General features: G+C 71.9%; 21 protein-coding genes. 4 read left to right on the top strand and 17 right to left on the bottom strand.

Features of this window, described 5'->3' with window-relative positions; translation table 11 throughout:
* Positions 1-48: 48 nt before the first annotated feature.
* From DEI99_RS08905 to DEI99_RS08870, 8 genes are all read right to left on the bottom strand, one after another.
* Positions 49-396: a rhodanese-like domain-containing protein gene (locus tag DEI99_RS08905; RefSeq protein WP_111040890.1), complete on the bottom strand. Its 348-nt coding sequence runs from the start codon at positions 394-396 to the stop codon at positions 49-51.
* Entirely contained in the window at positions 396-1,400 is a 1,005-nt protein-coding gene (gene secF / locus DEI99_RS08900; protein WP_071255373.1) for a protein translocase subunit SecF, read from the bottom strand. Before secF ends, DEI99_RS08905 begins: the two co-directional genes overlap by 1 nt.
* Positions 1,400-3,151 (bottom strand): protein translocase subunit SecD, encoded by a 1,752-nt coding sequence (secD, locus tag DEI99_RS08895; RefSeq protein WP_111040889.1) that lies wholly within the window; start codon positions 3,149-3,151, stop codon positions 1,400-1,402. Before secD ends, secF begins: the two co-directional genes overlap by 1 nt.
* A 90-nt stretch (positions 3,152-3,241) precedes the next feature.
* Complete coding sequence (locus DEI99_RS08890) at positions 3,242-3,658, bottom strand: preprotein translocase subunit YajC (protein ID WP_111040888.1); 417 nt, start codon at positions 3,656-3,658, stop codon at positions 3,242-3,244.
* Positions 3,659-3,748: 90 nt separating this feature from the next.
* On the bottom strand, positions 3,749-4,792 hold the full coding sequence (gene ruvB / locus DEI99_RS08885; RefSeq protein WP_111040887.1) for a Holliday junction branch migration DNA helicase RuvB: 1,044 nt from the start codon (positions 4,790-4,792) through the stop codon (positions 3,749-3,751).
* The gene (gene ruvA, locus DEI99_RS08880; protein WP_071255356.1) at positions 4,789-5,406 is read right to left on the bottom strand and encodes a Holliday junction branch migration protein RuvA; all 618 of its coding nucleotides are present in this window, start codon (positions 5,404-5,406) and stop codon (positions 4,789-4,791) included. The genes ruvB and ruvA overlap by 4 nt, the downstream gene beginning before the upstream one ends.
* The gene (gene ruvC, locus DEI99_RS08875) at positions 5,403-6,050 is read right to left on the bottom strand and encodes a crossover junction endodeoxyribonuclease RuvC (RefSeq protein ID WP_111040886.1); all 648 of its coding nucleotides are present in this window, start codon (positions 6,048-6,050) and stop codon (positions 5,403-5,405) included. Before ruvC ends, ruvA begins: the two co-directional genes overlap by 4 nt.
* Positions 6,051-6,052: 2 nt before the next feature.
* Entirely contained in the window at positions 6,053-6,820 is a 768-nt protein-coding gene (locus DEI99_RS08870) for a YebC/PmpR family DNA-binding transcriptional regulator (RefSeq protein ID WP_111040885.1), read from the bottom strand.
* Positions 6,821-6,987: 167 nt separating this feature from the next.
* On the opposite strand from DEI99_RS08870, the gene DEI99_RS08865 reads away from it, so the two are divergent.
* On the top strand, positions 6,988-8,361 hold the full coding sequence (locus DEI99_RS08865) for an AAA family ATPase (protein WP_111040884.1): 1,374 nt from the start codon (positions 6,988-6,990) through the stop codon (positions 8,359-8,361).
* Positions 8,361-9,818, top strand: coding sequence for a tetratricopeptide repeat protein (locus DEI99_RS08860; RefSeq protein WP_111040883.1), 1,458 nt, complete (start codon positions 8,361-8,363; stop codon positions 9,816-9,818). Before DEI99_RS08865 ends, DEI99_RS08860 begins: the two co-directional genes overlap by 1 nt.
* 74 nt (positions 9,819-9,892) lie before the next feature.
* On the opposite strand, the gene pdxT is transcribed toward DEI99_RS08860, so the two are convergent.
* From pdxT to ybaK, 8 genes are all read right to left on the bottom strand, one after another.
* Positions 9,893-10,489, bottom strand: coding sequence for a pyridoxal 5'-phosphate synthase glutaminase subunit PdxT (gene pdxT, locus DEI99_RS08855; protein ID WP_502867027.1), 597 nt, complete (start codon positions 10,487-10,489; stop codon positions 9,893-9,895).
* Positions 10,483-11,403 carry a pyridoxal 5'-phosphate synthase lyase subunit PdxS gene (pdxS, locus tag DEI99_RS08850; protein ID WP_071255335.1) on the bottom strand — a complete coding sequence of 307 codons (921 nt, stop codon included), beginning with the start codon at positions 11,401-11,403 and terminating at the stop codon, positions 10,483-10,485. Before pdxS ends, pdxT begins: the two co-directional genes overlap by 7 nt.
* Positions 11,404-11,415: 12 nt before the next feature.
* Positions 11,416-12,009: an HIT family protein gene (locus DEI99_RS08845; RefSeq protein ID WP_502867026.1), complete on the bottom strand. Its 594-nt coding sequence runs from the start codon at positions 12,007-12,009 to the stop codon at positions 11,416-11,418.
* A 134-nt stretch (positions 12,010-12,143) separates the two neighbouring features.
* Positions 12,144-14,165 carry a threonine--tRNA ligase gene (thrS, locus tag DEI99_RS08840; RefSeq protein ID WP_111040881.1) on the bottom strand — a complete coding sequence of 674 codons (2,022 nt, stop codon included), beginning with the start codon at positions 14,163-14,165 and terminating at the stop codon, positions 12,144-12,146.
* 75 nt (positions 14,166-14,240) lie between these two features.
* Positions 14,241-14,783 (bottom strand): adenine phosphoribosyltransferase, encoded by a 543-nt coding sequence (locus tag DEI99_RS08835; protein WP_071255331.1) that lies wholly within the window; start codon positions 14,781-14,783, stop codon positions 14,241-14,243.
* A 635-nt stretch (positions 14,784-15,418) separates the two neighbouring features.
* Positions 15,419-15,655: a hypothetical protein gene (locus DEI99_RS08830; RefSeq protein ID WP_111040880.1), complete on the bottom strand. Its 237-nt coding sequence runs from the start codon at positions 15,653-15,655 to the stop codon at positions 15,419-15,421.
* Positions 15,656-16,292: 637 nt separating this feature from the next.
* The gene (locus DEI99_RS08825; RefSeq protein ID WP_111040879.1) at positions 16,293-18,899 is read right to left on the bottom strand and encodes an ATP-dependent Clp protease ATP-binding subunit; all 2,607 of its coding nucleotides are present in this window, start codon (positions 18,897-18,899) and stop codon (positions 16,293-16,295) included.
* 96 nt (positions 18,900-18,995) lie between these two features.
* Positions 18,996-19,481, bottom strand: a complete 486-nt coding sequence (ybaK, locus tag DEI99_RS08820) for a Cys-tRNA(Pro) deacylase (RefSeq protein WP_071255320.1) — start codon at positions 19,479-19,481, stop codon at positions 18,996-18,998.
* Between the two features lie 66 nt (positions 19,482-19,547).
* On the opposite strand from ybaK, the gene DEI99_RS08815 reads away from it, so the two are divergent.
* Both DEI99_RS08815 and DEI99_RS08810 read left to right on the top strand, forming a co-directional pair.
* Positions 19,548-19,856: a hypothetical protein gene (locus DEI99_RS08815; protein ID WP_111040878.1), complete on the top strand. Its 309-nt coding sequence runs from the start codon at positions 19,548-19,550 to the stop codon at positions 19,854-19,856.
* Positions 19,857-19,914: 58 nt separating this feature from the next.
* Positions 19,915-20,658: a YidC/Oxa1 family membrane protein insertase gene (locus DEI99_RS08810; RefSeq protein ID WP_111040877.1), complete on the top strand. Its 744-nt coding sequence runs from the start codon at positions 19,915-19,917 to the stop codon at positions 20,656-20,658.
* Between the two features lie 4 nt (positions 20,659-20,662).
* On the opposite strand, the gene DEI99_RS08805 is transcribed toward DEI99_RS08810, so the two are convergent.
* Positions 20,663-20,878: a hypothetical protein gene (locus tag DEI99_RS08805; RefSeq protein WP_111040876.1), complete on the bottom strand. Its 216-nt coding sequence runs from the start codon at positions 20,876-20,878 to the stop codon at positions 20,663-20,665.
* Between the last annotated feature and the right edge of the window lie 166 nt (positions 20,879-21,044).

Below are 21,044 nucleotides of genomic sequence, written 5' to 3'. Positions count from 1 at the left end.
TCCGAGAGCTCGATCCGAGCTCGATCCGACAACACTACGCGTGTCCGGTCAGTGCTCGTGACGCGGTTCGCCCTGGGCGTCGCGGACGACCGGCTCCCCCGACTGCTCCCAGGCGACCATCCCGCCGGCCAGGCTCACCGCGGGGACGCCGGACTGCTCGAGGGCCGCCACGACGCGGGCGGAGCGGACGCCGGAGTGGCACACGACGATGGCCGGCTCGTCGCCGCCGTCGATCTCCTGCCACCGGTCGACCAGGGCGGACATCGGCACGAGCGTCGCCTCGGTGGCGTGCACCTCGTCCCACTCCCCCTGCTCGCGGACGTCGAAGAGCCGGGCGCCGGCGTCGAGGCGGCGACGCGCCTCGGCGACGTCGATCTCGTGCACGTCGATCGGCATCAGACGTCCGCCGTCGCCGCGTCGACCTCGCGCTGGCGCTTCTCGGCAGCGGCCGTCTTCTTCGCGTCGGCCTGCTTGACCTTCGGTTCGTTCTCGCGCAGGTGCGCGTACATCGGCGAGGCGATGAAGATCGTCGAGTAGGTGCCGACGATGATGCCGATGAACAGGGCGAGCGAGATGTCGCGCAGGGTGCCGGCCCCGAGCACGTACGACCCGATGAAGAGGATCGCCGCGACCGGCAGCAGCGCGACGACCGAGGTGTTGATCGAGCGCACCAGGGTCTGGTTGACCGCCAGGTTGACCGACTGCACGAAGGTGCGGTGCGACTCCTGGCTCGTGTTCTCGCGCACCTTGTCGAACACCACGACGGTGTCGTACAGCGAGTAGCCGAGGATCGTCAGGAAGCCGATCACCGCGGCGGGGGTGACCTCGAGCCCGACGATGCCGTAGACGCCCGCCGTGATGAGCAGGTCGTGCAGCAGCGCGACCATCGCGGAGAGCGACATCTTCCAGGTGCGGAAGTACAGCGCCATCACGACGGCGGCGAGGGCGAGGAAGATCACCAGGCCGCGGATGGCCTGGGCGAGCACGTCGGCGCCCCACGTGGCACCGATGAAGGTGGCGGCGACCTGCTCGTCGGGCACGTCGTAGGCCTTCGCGAGGGCGTCCCGCACCTCGGTGGTCTCACGGTCGGTCAGCTGACCGGTCTGCACGCGGAGCCCGTGCGTGCCGAGCTGCGAGACGCGCGGGATGCCCTCGGGGACGATCTCCTCGACGGTGTCCGTCGCGATGCTCTGGTCGGTGTTCCGGACGTCGGACAGCGTGAACTCCGAGCCGCCGGTGAACTCGATGCCGAGCTGGTAGCCCCCGCGGAGCCACGGCACGGCGAGCGAGACCACGATCGCGATGACCGCGATGAGGTACCACGTCTTGCGGCGGCCGACGATGTCGTACGAGCGCTTGCCCGTGTAGAGGTCGCTGCCGAACTGGCTGAAGCTGGCCATCAGTCGTCCTTCCCGTCCGGCGTGGTGCCGTCCTGCCCGGAGGCCTGCTGGGCCTTCCGTTCCGCGATGGTCTGGCGGCGCTGGGCCTCGCCCGCGCTGCGCTGGCGCTTGCCGTCCACGACGGGCGCGCGGAACTGTGCGCGACCGCGGTAGACCGCGCCGAGGGCGGCGGGGTCGAGTCCGCTGAACCGGTGGCCCTCGCCGAAGAACCGGCTGCGGGCGATGAGCTGCATCATCGGGTGCGTGAAGAGCACGACGACGACCACGTCGATCAGGGTGGTCAGCAGCAGGGTGAACGCGAAGCCCTTCACGTCGCTGACCGCGAGCACGTAGAGCACGACGGCGGCGAGGAAGTTGATCGAGTCGGACGCCAGGATCGTGCGCAGGGCCCGCTTCCACCCGGCCTCGACCGCGCTCTCCAGCCCACGTCCGTCGCGCAGTTCGTCGCGGATGCGCTCGAAGTACACGATGAACGAGTCCGCCGTGATGCCGATCGCCACGATCAGACCGGCGACCCCCGCGAGCGAGAGGCGGTAGTCGACGCGCCAGGACATGATCGCGATCACCAGGTAGGTCAGTGCGGCGGCGACGCCGAGCGACAGGACCGTGACGAACGCGAGCGCTCGGTACTGGATGAGCGAGTAGATGATGACGAGGATGAGCCCGATGAGGCCGGCCACCAGGCCGCCGACGAGCTGCGCGGTGCCCAGGGTGGCGGAGATGTTCTCGTTCGACTGCACCTGGAAGTTGATCGGCAGCGCGCCGTACTTCAGCTGGTCGGCGAGTGCCTTCGCCGAGTCGGCGGTGAAGTTGCCGCTGATCTCCGCCTTGCCGTTCGGGATCGCGACGTTCGTGGTCGGCGCACTGATGACCGAGCCGTCGAGCACGATCGCGAACTGGTTCTGCGGCTGCTGCAGCTTCACCAGGCGGTTCGTGACCGTGCCGAAGTCCTTCGTGCCGGTGCCGTCGAAGGTCAGGTTGACGACCCACTGGCCCGTCGAGGTGCCCTGCGAGTCGGTGCCGAGGCCGGAGGTCGCGTTGCTGATGTTCGCGCCGGAGACCTCGACCGGACCGAGGATGTACTTGCCCGCACCGTCCTGGTCGCACGTGACGAGCGGCTCGTCGTCCGGGGCGGTCGAGACGTCGTCCGGAGCGGCGCAGTCGTAGTTGGTGTACAGGTCCTGCAGGGCCGGGGTGGCCCAGGCGAGGTCACTCGCGTTCGTCGGCTTCGTGCTCGGCGTGGCCGGCAGCGAGGCGGGCGGCGAGTACGGCGTCGGCGACGCGCTGGCCGACCCGGAGTCGCCGACGGACGAGTTCGTGGCCGCTTGGGTGTACAGCACCGGGCGGAACGTGAGTCGTGCGGCCGCCTCGATGCGGTCGATCGTCGCCTGGTCCGGCTTGCCCGGGATCGACACGACGATGTTGTTCGTGCCCTGGGTGTTGATCTGCGACTCGGAGACGCCGGTGGCGTTGATGCGCTGGCGGATGATCTCCACCGCCTGGTCGAGCTGCTGCCGCGTGACGGAGTCGCCCTCGGTGTTCTGCGCCGCGAGGGTCAGCTGCGTGCCGCCCTGCAGGTCGAGCGCCAGCTCGGGGACCCAGCTCGCACCCTGGTACCACTTGTCGGTGTCGTCCTTCGAGGAGCCGGCGAGGACCGACGCGGCGGTGTTCAGGCCGGCGAGGATCGCCATCAGGATCACCAACCAGGTGAGCGAGCGAAGCGCCTTCTTGACGGGTGTCGATCGTGCCACCGGTCGTCTCGTCTTTCTGTCAGGACCGTCGGCACAGCGTGCGACGGCGTCGGAGGGCCGCCGGGTCAGTCGACCCGGCGGTCGAGGGCGTCAGTCGTCGGACTTGCGCTTCGTGGGGTCGGTGTCCTCGACCCGCTCGCCGTAGACCGGCTCGCCGTTCAGCTCGACGACGCCGGGCTCGGTCGTTCCGCGCTCGACCGGCGTCGTCGCCTCGGCCTCGGGCGTCGCGGTGGTCACGACGTCGTTCGCGGTGTCGTCGACCACGCGGGACAGCGTCTGCCGGTGCACGGTCACGACGGTGCCCGGGGCGATCTCGACGTCGGCGGTGACCTTCTCGTCGTCGACGGAGAGCAGGGTGCCGTACAGGCCGAAGGAGAGCATGACCTTGGCACCGGGGACCATCTTGTCGGCGATCTCGGCCTGCTGCTTCTTGCGCTTGCGGCTGCTGTAGAACATGAAGGCCGCGAACGCCACGATGATGACGATGAGGATGACGGATTGGTCCATGGTGCGATGCCTTCTCTGGTATTTCGGTTTCGGGCCGTAGCAGTCTAGGGCACGGCACTGGACGCGGTGTGTCGGTCCGGTGATCCGCCGTCAGTCCGTGGCGTCCTGGTCGTCGAACAGCGCCGGGGCGGCCACGGCGCCCTGCCCGGGGGTCAGTCCGAGGTGGCGCCAGGCCAGCGGCGTGGCGATGCGACCGCGGGGCGTCCGGGTGACGAGACCGACGCGGACGAGGAAGGGCTCGACGACGGACTCGACCGTCTCGGACTCCTCGCCGACGGACACCGCGAGCGTGTTGAGCCCCACGGGCCCGCCGTCGAAGCGGGTCAGCATCGTCTCGACGACGGCACGGTCGAGCCGGTCGAGCCCGAGCTCGTCGACGTCGTACAGGTCGAGCGCGCCCTGCACCGCGGCCATGCCGTCGGTGGTGCGGTGCACCAGGGCGTAGTCGCGGACCCGTCGGAGCAGTCGGTTCGCGATGCGCGGCGTGCCGCGGGAGCGCCCGGCGATCTCGCGCAGGGCGGACCGGTCGATGTCGAGTTCGAGCAGGTGCGCCGCACGGATGAGGACCTGTTCGAGCTCGTCCTTCTCGTAGAACTCGAGGTGGGCGGTGAAGCCGAAGCGGTCACGCAGCGGGTTCGGCAGCAGACCGGCGCGGGTGGTCGCCCCGACGAGGGTGAACGGCGCGAGGTCGAGCGGGATGCTCGTCGCGCCGGCTCCCTTGCCGACCATCACGTCGATGCGGAAGTCCTCCATGGCCAGGTAGAGCATCTCCTCTGCCGAGCGGGCCATGCGGTGGATCTCGTCGATGAACAGGACCTCGCCGGGCACGAGCGAGGAGAGCACGGCGGCGAGGTCGCCGGCGTGCTGGATGGCGGGTCCGCTCGACATGCGCAGGGGTCGACCGGACTCGTGCGCGACGATCATGGCGAGCGTCGTCTTGCCGAGGCCGGGCGGGCCGGCCAACAGGATGTGGTCGGGGGTGCGGTCCTGCAGCGCGGCCGCCTTGAGGAGCAGGTCGAGCTGTCCGCGGACCTTGCGCTGGCCGACGAACTCGTCGAGCGACTTCGGCCGCAGCGCGCCCTCGAACGCGAGTTCCTCTTGCGACTCGGCGCCGGCGGCGGTGATGCCGCTCACCGCCCGGCCCCGGCGGGCCGCAGGGCGCCGAGCGCGGCGCGCAGGAGCGCCTGGGTGCCCATCGCCGCGACGCCCGGCTCGGTCGCGACGGTGTCGTCGACCGCACGCTGGGCGGCGTCCTCGCGCCAGCCGAGACCGACCAGGGCGGCGACGACGTCGACGGCGGCGGGGTGCGCGGTGCCGGACACGGTCGCGGCGGTCGGCGCGTGCTCGAAGGCGGCGAGCTTGCCGGAGAGCGCGACGATGATGAGCTTGGCGGTCTTCGGGCCGATGCCGGAGACCTTGCGGAACGCGCCGTCGTCCTCGGAGGCAACGGCGTTCGCGACCTGCGCCGGTTCCATGTGGGCCAGGACGCCCATCGCCGACTTCGGTCCGACGCCGGAGACGCCGCGGAGCAGGTCGAACACCTGCAGCGCGTCGGTCGAGGCGAACCCGAACAGCAGGTGCTCGTCCTCGCGCACGATCATGGCCGTGCGGACGAACACCTCGGACCCGTGGCGCATCGTCAGCGCGTGTGCGGGCGTCACCGTGACGGCGTACCCGACTCCCCCGGCCTCGATCACCACGACCGATCCGGCGATGTCGATGCAGGTGCCCCGGAGACTCGCGATCATGCTCCGAGCCTAGGGCCGCCCACCGACGACGCCGACCTGCCACGCGGCGGCCGCGCGGCCGCCGCGGCGGCCCGCGCGAGCGGGGTGTCGGTGGTGCCGGCCTGCGCGTCCCGCCAGGCGCGCTGGGCGGGGGTGAGGTTCGTCGGACGCGAGCCGGCGACGTCCGGCGATCCGAGCCTCCAGGCATGGCACACGGCCAGCGCGAGCGCGTCGGCGGCGTCGGCCGGCTTCGGGGCCTCGTCGAGCCCGAGCACGCGCGCGATCATGGTCTGCACCTGCCGCTTGTCGGCGTTGCCGTAGCCGGTGACGGCGGCCTTGACCTCGGACGGGGTGTGCAGTCCGACGGGCAGGCCGCGCGCCGCCGCGGCGTGCAGCGCGAGCCCGGCCGCCTGGGCCGTCCCCATCACCGTGCGGACGTTCGCCTGCGCGAAGACCCGCTCGACGGCGACCGCGTCGGGGCGGTGCTCGTCGATCTCGGCGGCGATGCCGTCGGCGATCCGGAGCAGCCGCTGCTCGAGCGGCATGTCCGGCGGGGTGCGCACGACCGTCACGTGGACGAGTCGTGCGCGCCGGTTCGGTGCGACCTCGACGACGCCGACACCGCACCGGGTGAGCCCGGGGTCCACCCCGAGCACGCGGAGCACGGCTACTCGCCCTCGTCCTCGTCGAGCTCGGCCTGGACGTCGGCGGGGATGTCGAAGTTCGAGTAGACGTTCTGCACGTCGTCCGAGTCCTCGAGCGCGTCGATGAGGCGGAAGACCTTGCGGGCGGTCTCGGCGTCGACCGGGACCTTGAGGCCGGGGACGAACTCGGCGTCGGCGGAGTCGTAGTCGATGCCGGCGTCCTGCAGCGCGGTGCGCGCGGCGACCAGGTCGCTCGCCTCGGTGATGACCTCGAAGCCGCCGCCCTGGTCGACGACGTCCTCGACGCCGGCGTCCAGCACCGCCGTCATGACGGTGTCCTCGTCGAGGCCGTCGGTCTTCGTGACCGAGATGACGCCCTTGCGCGAGAAGTTGTAGGCGACGCTGCCCGGGTCGGCCATGGTGCCGCCGTTGCGCGACATCGCGGTCCGGACCTCGGCCGCGGCACGGTTCTTGTTGTCCGTGAGGCACTCGATGAGCATCGCGACGCCGTTCGGGCCGTAGCCCTCGTACATGATCGTCGTGTACTCGATGGTCTCGCCCGTGAGACCCGCACCGCGCTTGATCGCGCGGTCGATGTTGTCGTTGGGGACCGAGGTCTTCTTCGCCTTCTGCACGGCGTCGACCAGGGTCGGGTTGCCGGACAGGTCGGCGCCGCCCATCTTCGCGGCGACCTCGATGTTCTTGATCAGCTTGGCGAACGACTTGGCACGGCGCTGGTCGATGACCGCCTTCTTGTGCTTGGTCGTTGCCCACTTGGAATGCCCGGACACGGTTCTCCTTGCGTATTGCGGAACGTCCCGCCCACTTTAGCGGTCCGCGGGCCGTCCACCGGCCTGGAGGCACGGCGCGGCTCCGTCACACCGGTGCCGGATCCGGCGGTCGGTCCCGTCCACCGCCCTACGATGGTCCGGCAGGGAACGAACCACCAGGGGGACGCATGACCGATCCGTTGTCCGCACTCGCCGCGGCCGTCGCCGCGCTGCCCGAGGACCGCGCGCTGCGTCTGCGGTACGCCGAACTGCTCGCCGACGCCGGGCGGCACGGCGAGGCGATCGAGCAGGCGTCCACCGTGCTGCAGCAGGCGCCGGACGACGCGCGGGCCGCCGGGATCGTGCGGGCGTCCGCCCTGGCCGCCGCGGCGGCGCCGGCTGCGGGCGCGGACGGCCTCGGTGCGGACGGCCCCGGTGCGGCGGGTTCCGGTGCGGCGGGCCACGGTTCGGCGGGATCCGGTCCGGTGGGCGCCGGTTCGGCCGCCGGCGGGGACGGGAGCGGTGGGTCGACGGCCGGCCCGGCGACGCCGGCGCACGGCGACGGCATCGACTGGTCGGCGCTCGAGCGGTCGATCGCCGACCCGACCGAGCCGCCGTTCCTCGAGCGGGCGGTGACCGAGGACGGCGAGGCGGTCGCGGCCGTCCCCGAGGACGCCGACCCCGTGGTCGAGGTCCGGCGCGAGACCGTCCGGCTCGCCGACGTCGGTGGCCTCGAGGTCGTGAAGCGTCGCATCGACGAGTCCTTCCTGCAGCCGATGGCGCACCCCGAGATCGCGGCCGCCTTCGGCAAGCAGCTCCGCGGGGGCCTGCTGCTCTACGGGCCGCCCGGGTGCGGCAAGACGTTCCTGGCCCGCGCGATCGCCGGCGAGCTCGGAGCGCACTTCCTGTCCGTGACGCTGACGGACGTGCTCGACAAGTTCATCGGCGAGAGCGAGAAGAACGTGCACCGCGTCTTCCGCGAGGCACGACGCCACGCCCCGGCGGTGCTGTTCTTCGACGAGATGGACGCGATCGGCGGCAAGCGCAGCGGCAACACGTCGTCGTCGTTCCGGAACGTGGTGAACCAACTCCTCGTCGAGATGGACGGCGTCGACTCGCAGAACGACGGCGTCTACGTGCTCGCCGCGACGAACCACCCGTGGGACGTCGACGCCGCGCTGAAGCGCCCGGGCCGGTTCGACCGGATGGTCCTGGTGCGCCCGCCGGACGAGGCCGCCCGCGAGGCGATCCTGCGCGGACACCTGCGGAAGCGCCCGATCGAGGGCATCGACCTCGACGACCTCGTCCGACGGACCCGTGGGTTCTCCGGCGCCGACCTCGAGCACCTCGTGACGACCGCGGCCGAGAAGGCGATGACCGACTCGATCCGTTCCGGCGCCGTGCGACCGGTGCGGATGCCCGACCTGCGCGACGCCCTCAAGGAGGTCAAGCCCTCCATCGGCCCGTGGGTGCAGGCCGCCCGCAACGTGGCCGAGTACTCGAACAGCAGCGGCGAGTACGACGACATGGCCGAGTGGCTGCGCGAGGAGCGCGAGCTCTGATGTCGGACGCCGTCGACGTCGTCGTCGAACGCGCGGACGCCCTGCTCGGGTTCGGGCGCCCCGACGAGGCCAGGACGGTGCTCACGGCGGCGGTCGCCGGCGCACCGGACGACGTGCGGCTCTGGGCGATGCTCGCCCGAGCGGAACGGGCGCGGCACGACCACGCGGCGAGCCGGGTCGCCGCGGAACGCGCGCTGGCGATCGACCCCGAGCACGCCGGCGCGATGTGGACCCGGCTCAACGCGCTCCTCGACACGAACGAGCGGCTCGAGGCGAAGCGCGCTGCCGACCGGCTGCTCGACCGCAGCCCCGACTGGGCGCAGGCGCACCTGCTCTGGGCCTTCGCGCACACCCGGTGGTCCCGGGCCAAGCGCACCATCACCGAGGAGCAGATCTGGCCCCTCGCCGACGTGCCTCGGGCCGCGGCCGCCCTCGACCGGGCACTCGAACTCGCCCCGCACGACGCTGTGCTCCTCGCCGACGCCGCCGGGTGCTACCGCGCCCTGTCCTGGACGGACGAGACCTACCGGCCGCAGGCGACGGCTGCCCTCGACCGCGCCCTCGAACTCGACCCGAACAACGAGTGGGTGATGCTCGCGGCGGGATCCGCGATGCACGCGCCGGGGCGGGTCGCCAACGCGGCGCAGGTGCTCGCGCAGCACCCGACGTCGTGGGAGGCCCTGCGCCGGGTGGACCACGGGGTCTGGAACCTCGTGTCCATCCCGGTGGCGATCGTCACCTGGCTGCTGCTCGCCTCGGTCCTCGGCGCACACGTCGCGGCGGGCGGCGGCGCGAACGTGGTGACGAAGGTCCTCGGCTGGGCGGTCACCGGGATCGTGGCCCTCTGGGTGCTGGTGGCCGAGGTGAACTCGTTCGTGACCTTCCCCCGCGGCCTCCTCCGCCGGACCGCGCGTCGCATCCCGCTCGTGCCGGTCGTCCTCGTGCTGACCGCCGTCACGTGGATCGCCGGCACCGGCATCGCGGTGGTGCTGCTCGCCGGGATCGTGCCACCGGACGGAGACGCCGTCGCCGCGCTCGTCGCCGCCCTCGCCGTCGCGCTCCTGCTCGAATCGGCCGCGCGGAGCGGAGTCACGATCGCCCGTCGACGGACCCAGGTGCGATCGGGGTTGTGGACCGGACCGGTCGCCGACCGGGGGCGCCGCCGCGAGGACGACAGCGATCGGACCGGAGCGCTCCTCAGCGGCCTGGCAGCCCTCGCCGCGTGGCTCCTCGTCGCCCTGTCGGCGCCGTCCGTCGGCTCCTGGGCGGCGTGGTCGGTGCCGCTCCTGCTGGCCGCGCGGGTGTTCGTCTTCCGGTTCTCGGCGGAGCTCCTGCGCGCTGCGGGCGGACGGCGCCGACCGCGGGCCGTGGTGGACGCCGTGCTCGCGGGCGTGTTCGCCGCTGCGGCGGTGGGCGCCGTCGGCATGCAGGTCGCGACGGCGCTCGGCGTCGTCTGACCGTCGGTCGGGGCCAGCCCCTCGGTGCTCGTTGTTCGGTACCCGGCCCTGCTGTGCGCGGCGGAGCTCTGCGCTCAGGCCGTGCGGACCAGGTCCAGGAAGCGCCGGTGGAAGCGGTCCTCGCCAGCGACCTCCGGGTGGAACGCACTCGCGATGACGTTGCCCTGCTGCACCGCGACCACCTGGCCGTCCGGCAGGGCACCGAGCACGTGCACGTCGTCGCCGTGCTGCTCGACCACCGGCGCGCGGATGAAGACCGCGTGCACCGGCGCCTCTCCGAGGTCCGGCATCGGGATGTCGGTCTCGAACGAGTCGTTCTGTGCGCCGAACGCGTTGCGCCGCACGGTGGTGTCGAGCACGTCGAGCGTCTGCTGCCCCGGGATCCCGGCGGCGATCCGCGACGACAGCATGATCATGCCGGCACACGTGCCGTACGTCGGCAGTCCCCCGCGGATCGCCTCGGACAGCGGCGCAGCGACGCCGAACGCGCGGGACAGCTTGTCCATCACGCTCGACTCGCCGCCGGGGACCACGACGCCGTCGAGCGACGCGATCTCCTCCGGTCGACGGAGCGGCACCACGTCGGCGCCGAGCTCGGTCAACGACGCGATGTGCTCACGGAAGTCGCCCTGCAGCGCGAGGACCCCGATGCGGGGCCGGGCACTCACCAGCCGCGCTCGGCGAGACGGTGCGGCGCAGGGACGTCGGCGACGTTGATGCCGACCATCGCCTCGCCCAGCCCGCGGGACACCTCGGCGATGACCTTCGGGTCGTCGTGGAAGGTGACGGCCTTGACGATCGCCGCGGCACGCTTGGCCGGGTCGCCGGACTTGAAGATGCCGGACCCGACGAACACGCCGTCGGCACCGAGCTGCATCATCATCGCGGCGTCGGCCGGGGTGGCGACACCGCCGGCGGTGAAGAGCACGACGGGGAGCTTGCCGGTGCGGGCGACCTCCTGCACGACGTCGATCGGAGCCTGGAGCTCCTTCGCGGCGACGTAGAGCTCGTCCTCCTTGAGGTTGCGCAGCGCCGCGATCTCCTTGCTGATCGTGCGGATGTGCTTCGTGGCCTCGGACACGTCACCCGTGCCGGCCTCGCCCTTGGAACGGATCATCGCCGCGCCCTCGGTGATGCGACGGAGCGCCTCGCCCAGGTTGGTGGCACCGCAGACGAAGGGGGTGGTGAACTTCCACTTGTCGATGTGGTTGACGTAGTCGGCCGGCGACAGGACCTCGGACTCGTCGATGTAGTCGACGCCGAGCTCCTGCAGGACCTGGGCCTCGACGAAGTGACCGATGCGGGCCTTCGCCATGACCGGGATCGACACGGCGGCGATGATCTCCTCGATCATCGACGGGTCGGACATGCGGGCCACGCCGCCCTGGGCGCGGATGTCGGCGGGGACGCGCTCGAGGGCCATGACGGCGGTCGCGCCGGCCTCTTCCGCGATGCGGGCCTGCTCGGCGTCGACGACGTCCATGATGACGCCGCCCTTGAGCATCTCCGCGAGTCCGCGCTTGACGCGGTCGGAGCCGGTGATCGAGGTGCCGGGGGTGCTCGGGGTGCTGCTGCTGTCGCTCATGATGCCGACAGTCTAGTGCTGTGCGGGCCAGCCCTCGGCGACGAGTCGGCGGGTCTCGCCGAGCATCTGCGACATCGACTTCGTCCGGGCGATGATCGGGAAGAAGTTCGCGTCGGACGCCCACCGCGGCACGATGTGCTGGTGCAGGTGCGCGGCGATGCCCGCTCCGGCGACCTCGCCCTGGTTCATGCCGATGTTGAAGCCGTCGCAGTGGGACACCTGCCGGAGCACCCGCATCGCGGTCTGCGTGAGCTCCCCCATCTCGCGCAGCTCGTCCGGGGTGGCCTCGTCGTAGAGCGGGACGTGCCGGTACGGGCACACGAGCAGGTGGCCGCTGTTGTACGGGAACAGGTTGAGCAGGACGTAGGCGTGCTCGCCGCGCGCGACGATGAGGGCGTCCTCGTCGGACTTGTGCGGCGCCTCGCAGAACGGGCAGTCGTCGCGGTGCCCGCGGCCCTCGCCCTCGCGGCCGGCGTCGATGTACGCCATCCGGTGCGGGTTCCAGAGCCGCTGGAACGCGTCCGGCACCGCGGCGCCGGTCGCGGCGTCGCGGATCACGAGCGGGTCACCGGCCGCGCCGGCACCAGCCGGACCAGCCGCGCCGATCAGGTCCGGCGCACCGGTCGGGTCCGACGCACCGACCGGGACCGACGTGTCGGAAGCGGCCCGCGCGCCGGGACCGGCCACGTCGTCGACGCGACCGGTCCCGGGGACGGGATCCGTGCCTCCTGGGATGGTCATCAGACCTGCGCGCGCTCGCGGATCGCGGTGAGGATCCGGTCGACGGCCTCGTCGACGGGCACGGCGTTGTCCTGCCGGCCGTCGCGGAACCGGAACGAGACCGCCCCGGCGTCGCGGTCGTCGCCACCGGCGATGAGCTGGAACGGCACCTTCGCCTTGGTGTGCGTGCGGATCTTCTTCTGCATGCGGTCGTCGGAGTGGTCGACCTCCGCGCGGACGCCGTGCGACCGGAGCTTCGCGACCACCTCGTCGAGGTAGTCGCCGTACTCCGCCGCGACCGGGATGCCGACGACCTGCACCGGCGAGAGCCACGCCGGGAAGGCGCCGGCGTAGTGCTCGGTGAGCACGCCGAAGAACCGCTCGATCGACCCGAACAGCGCGCGGTGGATCATCACCGGACGCTGCCGCGAGCCGTCGGCGGCGGTGTACTCGATGCCGAACCGCTCGGGCAGGTTGAAGTCGAGCTGCACGGTCGACATCTGCCAGGTGCGGCCGATGGCGTCGCGGGCCTGCACCGAGATCTTCGGGCCGTAGAACGCGGCGCCTGCCGGGTCGGGGACGAGCTCGAGCCCGGACTCCTCGGCGACCTCGCGCAGCGTGTTCGTCGCGATCTCCCAGACGTCGTCGTCACCGACGTACTTCTCCGGGTCCTTCGTGGAGAGCTCGAGGTAGAAGTCCTCGAGGCCGTAGTCGCGCAGCAGCGAGAGCACGAAGTCGAGGGTCGTGGTGAGCTCCTCCTTCATCTTCTCCGGCGTGGTGAAGATGTGCGCGTCGTCCTGGGTCAGGCCGCGGACGCGGGTGAGGCCGTGGATGACGCCGGACTTCTCGTTGCGGTAGACCGTGCCGAACTCGAACATCCGCAGGGGCAGGTCGCGGTAGGACCGTGCCTGCGACCGGTACGCCAGGATGTGCATCGGGCAGTTCATCGGCTTGAGGTAGTAGTCGGCGCCCTGGCGGGTGACGTTGCCGTCCTCGTCGCGTGCCTCGTCCATGTGCATGGCCGGGAACATGCCGTCCTTGTACCAACCGAGGTGACCGGACTGCTCGAACAGGTCGCCCTTGGTGATGTGCGGCGTGTAGACGAACGAGTAGCCCTCCTGCTCGTGCCGACGGCGCGAGTAGTCCTCCATCTCGCGGCGGATGATGCCGCCCTTCGGGTGGAAGATCGCCAGCCCGGACCCGATCTCGTCGGGGAAGGAGAACAGGTCGAGCTCGGCACCGAGCTTTCGGTGGTCGCGCTTCGCTGCCTCTTCCAGGCGCACGAGGTAGGCCTTCAGCTGGTCCTTGTCGGGCCAGGCGGTGCCGTAGATGCGCTGCAGCTGCGGGTTCTTCTCGGAGCCGCGCCAGTAGGCCGCCGCCACGCGCATGAGCTTCGCGGCGTTGCCGATCCAGCGGGTGTGCGGGACGTGCGGGCCGCGGCAGAGGTCCTGCCAGACGACCTCGCCCGACTTCGGGTCGACGTTCTCGTAGACGGTGAGCTCGCCGGCGCCGACCTCGACGCTCTCGCCGGAGTCGCCGTCGGTCGCCGCGCCCTTGAGCCCGATGAGCTCCTGCTTGTACGGCTCCCCCGCCATCAGCTCGCGCGCTTGCTCGTCGGTGACGACCACGCGCCGGAAGCGCTGGGCCTGCTTGACGATGCGGTCCATGCCCTTCTCGATCGCCTTGAGGTCCTCGGGGGTGAAGGGCTCGGCGACGTCGAAGTCGTAGTAGAAGCCGTCGGTGACGGGCGGGCCGATGCCGAGCTTCGCGTCCGGGTTGATCTGCTGCACCGCCTGCGCCAGCACGTGTGCGGCGGAGTGCCGGAGGATGTCGAGCCCGTCCTGCTCCTGCAGGGTGACGGCCTCGGCGGTCTCGCCGGCCAGGACCTCGGCCGCGAGGTCCTTCAGCACGCCGTCGACGCGGATCGCGACGACGCCGCGCTCACCGTCGAAGAGCTCGGTGCCCGTCGTGGTCGTCGTCGCGGTCCGGGGCTCGGGTGCCTGGGGAAGCTCTGCGGGCGCGGGGGCGACTGACTCGGTCACGATGATGGGACTCCTCGATCGAATTGGTGCGTCAAGACTAGTGCGCACGCGGGGCCCGCGAACGCGCCTGTGCAATCAGGCCGGGACGGCACCGAGCGTCGCGACGGGCAGGCGCGGCTCGAGCCGCTCGCGCCCGGACAGCCCGTCGAGCTCGAGCAGCGCGGCGAAGCCGATCGCCTGGTAGCCGGCGCGTTCGAGCAGCGTGATGGTGGCGGCTCCGGTCCCCCCGGTGGCGAGCACGTCGTCCACCACGAGCACGCGGGTGCCGGCGGGCAGCTGCCCGGGCCGGAGCTCGAGCTCGGCCTCGCCGTACTCGAGCGCGTACTGCTCGCTGAGCACCTCGCCGGGCAGCTTGCCGGCCTTCCGCACGGTCAGCACGCCGACCTGGTGCTGGGCGGCGATGCCGCCGGCGAGGGCGAAGCCCCGGGCCTCGATGCCGGCGACGGCGTCGAACCCGGCCCCCACCGCGAACGGTGCTGCGAGTGCCTCGCACACGCGGCCGAACGCGACGGCGTCCGAGAACACCGGCGTCACGTCGCGGAACAGCACCCCCGGCTTCGGGAAGTCCGGCACGAGGGCGGTGAGGCGTTCGACGAGTGCAGCTGCGGTTTCGGTCACCCGACAACGGTACGGGAGGCCCGGGGTGCGTCCGACACGGTGGCCGCGCGGGTGCGGACGCACAGGCCGGTCCCGGTGCAGCGCCTGGCGCGGATGCGCTGCGCACGACAGAGGTCACGTCGGCCCGTGCGACGGCGTGGTTCGAGGTGACTCCGGTCGTGCGGTGGTCGTCGTCACCCCCGCCGCGCACGTTCCGTCCCATCGCACGCGGCATGGGAAGCAGAACCGCGCGTCGGGAGCAGGAACGAACGGCTGCCCACGCGCGGAACAGCTCACCATGCGCGAGACCGCCGACGGCGACGGACGAGGGAGGCACGGCCCACCCCCGCCGCGCACTTTCCGTCCCATCGCGTGCGGCACGGGAAGCGGAACCGCGCGTAGGAGGCCGGAAGGAACGGACTACCAACGAGCCGGCGACGGGCTCTGGAGGCACGCCTCACCCCCGCCGCACACGTTCTGTCCCATCGCGCGCGGCATAGGAAGCGGAACCGCGCGTAGGGGGCCGGAAGGAACGGCCTCCTACGCGCGAAACGCCTCACCACGCGCGGAACAGCTCCCGACGCGCGGAACTGCACCCGAGCACCCGACCGCCGCGGCGCCCGCAGTCCGACGCGAGCAGCACCACGGTGCCGCCGTCACCGCCACTGGCGCAGTGGGGCGGCGGCCTGCTGCAGCCAGCGGTCCTCGCGGGCTTGCCGTTCGCGCTGCAGGCGGAGGAGCGTCGACGGGTCGAGTCGCGGCCGGACCCGGCGGGTGCGGCGGCTCCAGATGATGAGGGCCAGACCGACGCGGAGCGCGAGTCGGTCGGCGAGGGAGACCCGGCGCGGCGCCGGGTGGAGATCGGGTGGACGGGTGGTGGTCTTGACGGACACGATGATGCCTTTCGGGCACGACGGAGCTGCCCGGCACGCGGGCACGACGGAAACACCCGTCGTCGGGCGACGACGGGAATGCGCAGGAATGCGCGCCGCGACCGTCAGGGAATGCCGGACGGTGCGGTACGGGAATGCACGGACCGCGAGCGTCAGACTGCTCCTCGACACCGTCGGACCCCGATCGTCGTCGACCGACCGTCGCACGTCAGGTGTGCGACGACGGGTCGACCGGTGATCGGTGGGTCCGCCGCGACCGGAGCGCGATCGGCCTGCGATCGGCTCGGTACGGGAGGTCCGCTGACGACGAGGTCAGCGGACGGAGATGTCGGGAGGGAGTCGGACGCCCCGGGTCAGCGGACGCGGAACGGGGTACCGACGCGGCCACGCATTCCACGGAACGGAGTGGTTGCAGGAATCATCATGGTCGGCCCCCTTTCGGTCTCGAGCTGTTCGGGTCGCTGGCTTTCGCGACGCTCGAACACTATCCGCACGACATTCCCGAGCGCAAGCCTTTCCCGCACATTCTTCCGGAATTGCATTCGCGAATACCGGGGCCGCGCCCCGCGGACACGACGACGGCCCGGTACCGAACCGGTACCGGGCCGTCGTGCGGGTGCCCGTGCGGGCGGTGTCGCTACAGTGCCGCGTGCTCCGCGACGGTCGCCGTCAGGGTGTCGCCCGCGACGTCGATCCGCACGGTGTCGCCCGCGCCGGCCGCGCCGTCGACCACCAGGGTCGCGATGCGGTCGTCGACCTCGCGCTGGATGAGGCGGCGGAGCGGACGGGCGCCGTACTCGGGCTCGTAGCCGTGCTCGGCGAGCCAGTCGACCGCGGCGTCGGACACCGACAGGACCATGTCCTGCGCGACGAGCCGGAGCGCGGTGTCCTGCAGGAGCAGGGACACGATCGACGCGATCTGGGACCGGTCGAGCTTGCGGAACAGCACGATCTCGTCGATGCGGTTGATGAACTCGGGCCGCATCGCCTCGCGGAGCTTGCCCATCACGCGGGCCCGCAGGTCGTCCGCGGCGTACCCGTCGGTGGCGCCGACCGGGGAGAAACCGAGCGCTCCCGAGCGGGAGGCCAGGAACTCCGAGCCGATGTTCGACGTCATGATGACGACGGTGTTCCGGAAGTCCACGGTCCGCCCCTGTCCGTCGGTGAGCCGGCCGTCGTCGAGCACCTGCAGCAGCAGGTTGAAGACGTCCGGGTGGGCCTTCTCGACCTCGTCGAGCAGGATCACCGAGTACGGGTTGCGGCGGACCCGCTCGGTGAGCTGGCCGGCCTCGTCGTAGCCGACGTACCCGGGAGGGGCACCGACCAGGCGGGACACCGTGTGGCGCTCGCCGAACTCGCTCATGTCGAAGCGGAGCATGGCGGACTCGTCACCGAACAGCGACGACGCGAGGGCCTTCGCGAGTTCGGTCTTGCCGACGCCCGTCGGGCCGAGGAACAGGAAGCTGCCGACCGGACGACGGGGGTCGCCCATGCCGGTCCGGCTGCGCCGCACCGCGGTTGCGATCGCCCGCACGGCGTCGTCCTGGCCGACGACGCGGTCGTGCAGCTCGGACTCGAGGGCGGCGAGCCGCGTCTTGTCGGCCGAACCGAGGCGGGTCACCGGGATGCCGGTGGCGCGTGACACCACGGCGGCGATGTCACCCTCCGTGATCGACGTGTCCGCGGATTCCGGACGGGAGGCGCGGGTGGCGTCCGCCGACGAGGCGGCGGTGATCCGGGCCTCCAGTCCGACGATCTCGTCGCGCAGGTCGGACGCTTCCTCGTAGTGCTCCTCGGCGACCGCGCGGTCCTTGCGGGCCGTCAGGTCGGTGACCTGCGCACGCAGGGCGTCGACGTCGACGTCGCCCGACAGGGCGAGGCGACGGCGTGCACCGGCCTGGTCGACGAGGTCGATGGCCTTGTCGGGCAGGTGCCGGTCGGTCACGTACCGGTGCGAGAGCTCGACGGCGGCGCGGAGTGCCTCGGGCGTGTAGACGACGCCGTGGTGCTCCTCGTAGCGCGGGGCGAGGCCGGTCAGGATCGCGACGGCGTCCTCGACGGTCGGCTCCCCCACCGTGACGGGCTGGAAGCGGCGCTCGAGCGCGGCGTCCTTCTCGATCCGGCGGTACTCGTTCAGCGTCGTCGCGCCGACCAGGTGCAGGTCGCCGCGGGCGAGCCGGGGCTTGAGGATGTTGCCGGCGTCCATCGAGCCGCCCTCGCCGCCGCCACCGGCGCCGACGACGGTGTGCAGCTCGTCGACGAAGACGATGAGCTCGTCGGCGTGCGCCGCGATCTCGTCCATCGCCTTCGTTAGGCGCTCCTCGAAGTCGCCGCGGAAGCGGGTGCCGGCGAGCATGCCGGGCAGGTCGAGCGCGACGACCCGCTTGCCCTGCAGCAGGGCCGGGACGTCACCGTCGACGATGCGCTGAGCGAGGCCCTCGACGATCGCGGTCTTGCCGACACCGGGCTCGCCGATCAGCACCGGGTTGTTCTTGGTGCGGCGGAGCAGGATCTCGACGGTCTGCTCGATCTCGTCGGCGCGGCCGATCACCGGGTCGACGTGCCCGTCACGGGCACGGGCGGTGAGGTCGGTGCCGAACTGGTCGAGCGTCGGGGTGTCGCCGTCGGTGGCCTGATCGCTGCTGGCGGTGTCGGGTGTTCCGGGCACGGGGCGCCCCTCTCTCGCGGCGGCGGCAGCCTGTGCCGCGTAGTCCTGCATGACCTGCGGGGTGATGCCGGCGCTGGCGAGCAGCTGCCCGGTCACGGTCTCCTGGTCCATCACGAGCGCGAAGAAGACGTGCTCGGGGTCGGTGTACGTGCTGCCGAAGCCGCGCGCGGCCTGCGTCGCCTCGACGAGGATGCGCTGCGCGGTGGCGGTCAGCGCCGGGCGACCGGACTGCTCGGCGACCGGTTCGTGCGCCATCGGCAGGCGCTGTTCGATCTCGTCGGCGAGGCGCTCGGGGTCGACCCCGGCGGAGCGCACGACGGCGTCGAACGGTTCGGTGCGGACGAGCACGTGCAGGACGTGCAGTGCGTCGACCTCGCGCTGGCCCTGCGCGACCGCGTACTCGGCGGTGTGCTGGAGCAGCTCGTGGGTCCGGCGGCTGAGCAGCCGGGTGATGTCGACCGGTCGGCCGAACGCGCGGACGCGCTGCTGGTCACCGGTGCGCTGTGCCGCGAGCAGGCGGGCGAGGAACTCGTCGAACGAGTCGTTGCTGCCGGTCGGGCCGAACGTGTCTGGCAAAGGGACCTCCTGGGGAACTTGAGTGCCTTCGACTCAATGCAACGCAGGAGGGCCCGGGTCATTCCCGGGTGCGGGAGAAACTTGCGGCGACCCGACTCAGGTCCGGGCGATCGGCGCCGTGACGGCGTCGGTGACGCGCGCGAGGTCCGTCGGCGCGACCTCGATGTCGAACCCGCGGCGCCCCCCGGAGACGAAGATGCTCGCGTACGACAGCGCCGACTCGTCGAGCACGGTGCGCAGCCGGGTCTTCTGGCCGACCGGGCTGATGCCGCCGACGACGTAGCCCGTGCGCTTCTCGGCGAGGGCCGGGTCCGCCAGGGTCGCCTTCTTGCCACCGACCGCCGCGGCGATCGCCTTGAGGTCGAGCCGGTTCGCCACCGGCACGATCGCCACGGCGAGGGCGCCGTCGACCGAGACGACGAGGGTCTTGAAGACCTGCTCCTCGCGCAGCCCGAGGGCGGCGGCGGCCTCTTCTCCGAAGTTGGTGGCGCTCTCGTGGTGCTCGTACACGTGCGGCGTCCAGGGGATCCCGGCCGCCTCGAGCGCGACGGTCGCTGGGGTGCTCGGCGAACCTGCGGTCATGTCGTGATCCTCCCCCGTGCGACCCGTCTGTCCGGCGCGGCACGCGGGCGCTACGCTGATCGCACCATGACCGTCCTCGCGTCGCTGCTGCGCATCCTCGCCGTGCTGGTCACCGGGTTCCCGGTGACCACGGCGTCCGGCGCGCCGGGCGTGGTGCCCGTGCTGACCGTCGCCGCGCTGGGCATCGCCGCGGTCGTGACCGCCGTCGTGCTCGCACGCGTGCTGCTCGCCGTGCTCGTGACGCTGCTCGCCGCCGGTCAGCGGGCCGTCGTCAGCAGAGCGGTCCCGGACCTCGTGACCCGCATCGCGTGGAGCCACCCGGACGCCGACGGACAGGTCCGCTCGCGGGCCCCGGGAGTCGTCGCCACGGCCTGACCACCGATCGGTGGTCGGGCCGCACACGCCTCCCGCACCCACGATCGATCGGAACGTCATGGACCTGTCCACCCTGCCCCTCGTCGGCCCGCTGCTGCACGGCGGCGCCGACCTGCTCGCCGCCCTGACCGCGGCGCTCTCCCCCGTCACGGGGTCCTTCTCGGCCGCGCTCGCGGTCGTCCTCGTCACCATCGCGATCCGGGCCGCACTCGTGCCGCTCGCCGTCCTGCAGGTCCGCGCGGAACGCGACCGTCGTCGACTCGCGCCCCTGCTCGCCGCCCTGCGGAAACGGCACGGCAAGGACTCCGCGGCACTCCAGCGCGCGGTGCAGGAGCTCTACACGAACGAGAAGGTGTCGCCGCTGGCGGGCTGCCTGCCGGTGCTGGCACAGGCGCCGGTGCTCTCGCTCGTCTACGCCCTGTTCTCGCACGGCAGCATCGGCGGCACCGCGAACGCCCTGCTCGAGGCCACGCTCGTCGGCGTCCCGCTCGGACACTCCCTGGTCGTGACCCTGACGTCGCCGCTGTGGGTGCACGCGTGGGTGGTCGTGCTGCTGCTGGCCGTGCTCGCGGTCGTCGTCGAACTGAGTCGGCGCGCGAACCTGCGGTGGAACCCGGTGCCCCCGGCGGAACCCGGAGCGGCCGTGCCGGGGACGGCCGCCGCCGAGACCGTCGGCCGGATCGCACCGTTCATCTCGGTGGTGTTCGCCGCGATCGCACCCCTCGCCGCGGCCCTCTACGTCGTGACGAGTGCGACGTGGACCGCCGCGGAGCGCGCCGTGCTCCGCCGCGCGATCCGGTGACGCGTCAGCCGCCCTGCCCCTCCTGCTGCGGGCCCTGGTCGACGGGGTCGTACTCGGTGCCGCGGCCCTGCTCCTCGTCGGCGGTCGGCACGTGGCGTTCGGTGCCGGACCCGCCGGGGCTCGTCGCGACGTAGTCGGCCTCGCCGGACTGCGTGTCGTGGCTCAGCGGCTCGAGGGTCTCGGGATCGGCGTCGTGCCGGTCTGCTGGTTCGGTGCTCATGCGTCACGCCTACTCCCTCGTTCTGGGTGCGCGCACCCGCACGGACGGTGCCACGATGGACCCACGTCCGGCAGAGCGGGAGTGCGCATGGACCACGACGACGTGGATGCGGAACGGGCACGGCTCGAGGCCGTCGCCTGGGGAGCGGGTTCGACCCCGGAGGACG

The sequence above is a fragment of the Curtobacterium sp. MCLR17_036 genome (assembly GCF_003234445.2).
Classification (GTDB): Bacteria; Actinomycetota; Actinomycetes; order Actinomycetales; family Microbacteriaceae; genus Curtobacterium.
The sequence above is the reverse complement of the archived record's forward strand: the minus strand, read 5'-3'. Positions and strand labels throughout refer to the sequence as shown.

Coding starts and splice junctions, on each gene's coding strand:
- DEI99_RS08905 (WP_111040890.1), bottom strand. CDS start 396: ATGCCGATCGACGTGCACGAGATCGACGTCGCCGAGGCGCGTCGCCGC.
- secF (WP_071255373.1), bottom strand. CDS start 1,400: ATGGCCAGCTTCAGCCAGTTCGGCAGCGACCTCTACACGGGCAAGCGC.
- DEI99_RS08890 (WP_111040888.1), bottom strand. CDS start 3,658: ATGGACCAATCCGTCATCCTCATCGTCATCATCGTGGCGTTCGCGGCC.
- ruvA (WP_071255356.1), bottom strand. CDS start 5,406: ATGATCGCGAGTCTCCGGGGCACCTGCATCGACATCGCCGGATCGGTC.
- DEI99_RS08865 (WP_111040884.1), top strand. CDS start 6,988: ATGACCGATCCGTTGTCCGCACTCGCCGCGGCCGTCGCCGCGCTGCCC.
- DEI99_RS08860 (WP_111040883.1), top strand. CDS start 8,361: ATGTCGGACGCCGTCGACGTCGTCGTCGAACGCGCGGACGCCCTGCTC.
- pdxS (WP_071255335.1), bottom strand. CDS start 11,403: ATGAGCGACAGCAGCAGCACCCCGAGCACCCCCGGCACCTCGATCACC.
- ybaK (WP_071255320.1), bottom strand. CDS start 19,481: ATGACCGCAGGTTCGCCGAGCACCCCAGCGACCGTCGCGCTCGAGGCG.
- DEI99_RS08815 (WP_111040878.1), top strand. CDS start 19,548: ATGACCGTCCTCGCGTCGCTGCTGCGCATCCTCGCCGTGCTGGTCACC.
- DEI99_RS08810 (WP_111040877.1), top strand. CDS start 19,915: ATGGACCTGTCCACCCTGCCCCTCGTCGGCCCGCTGCTGCACGGCGGC.
- DEI99_RS08805 (WP_111040876.1), bottom strand. CDS start 20,878: ATGAGCACCGAACCAGCAGACCGGCACGACGCCGATCCCGAGACCCTC.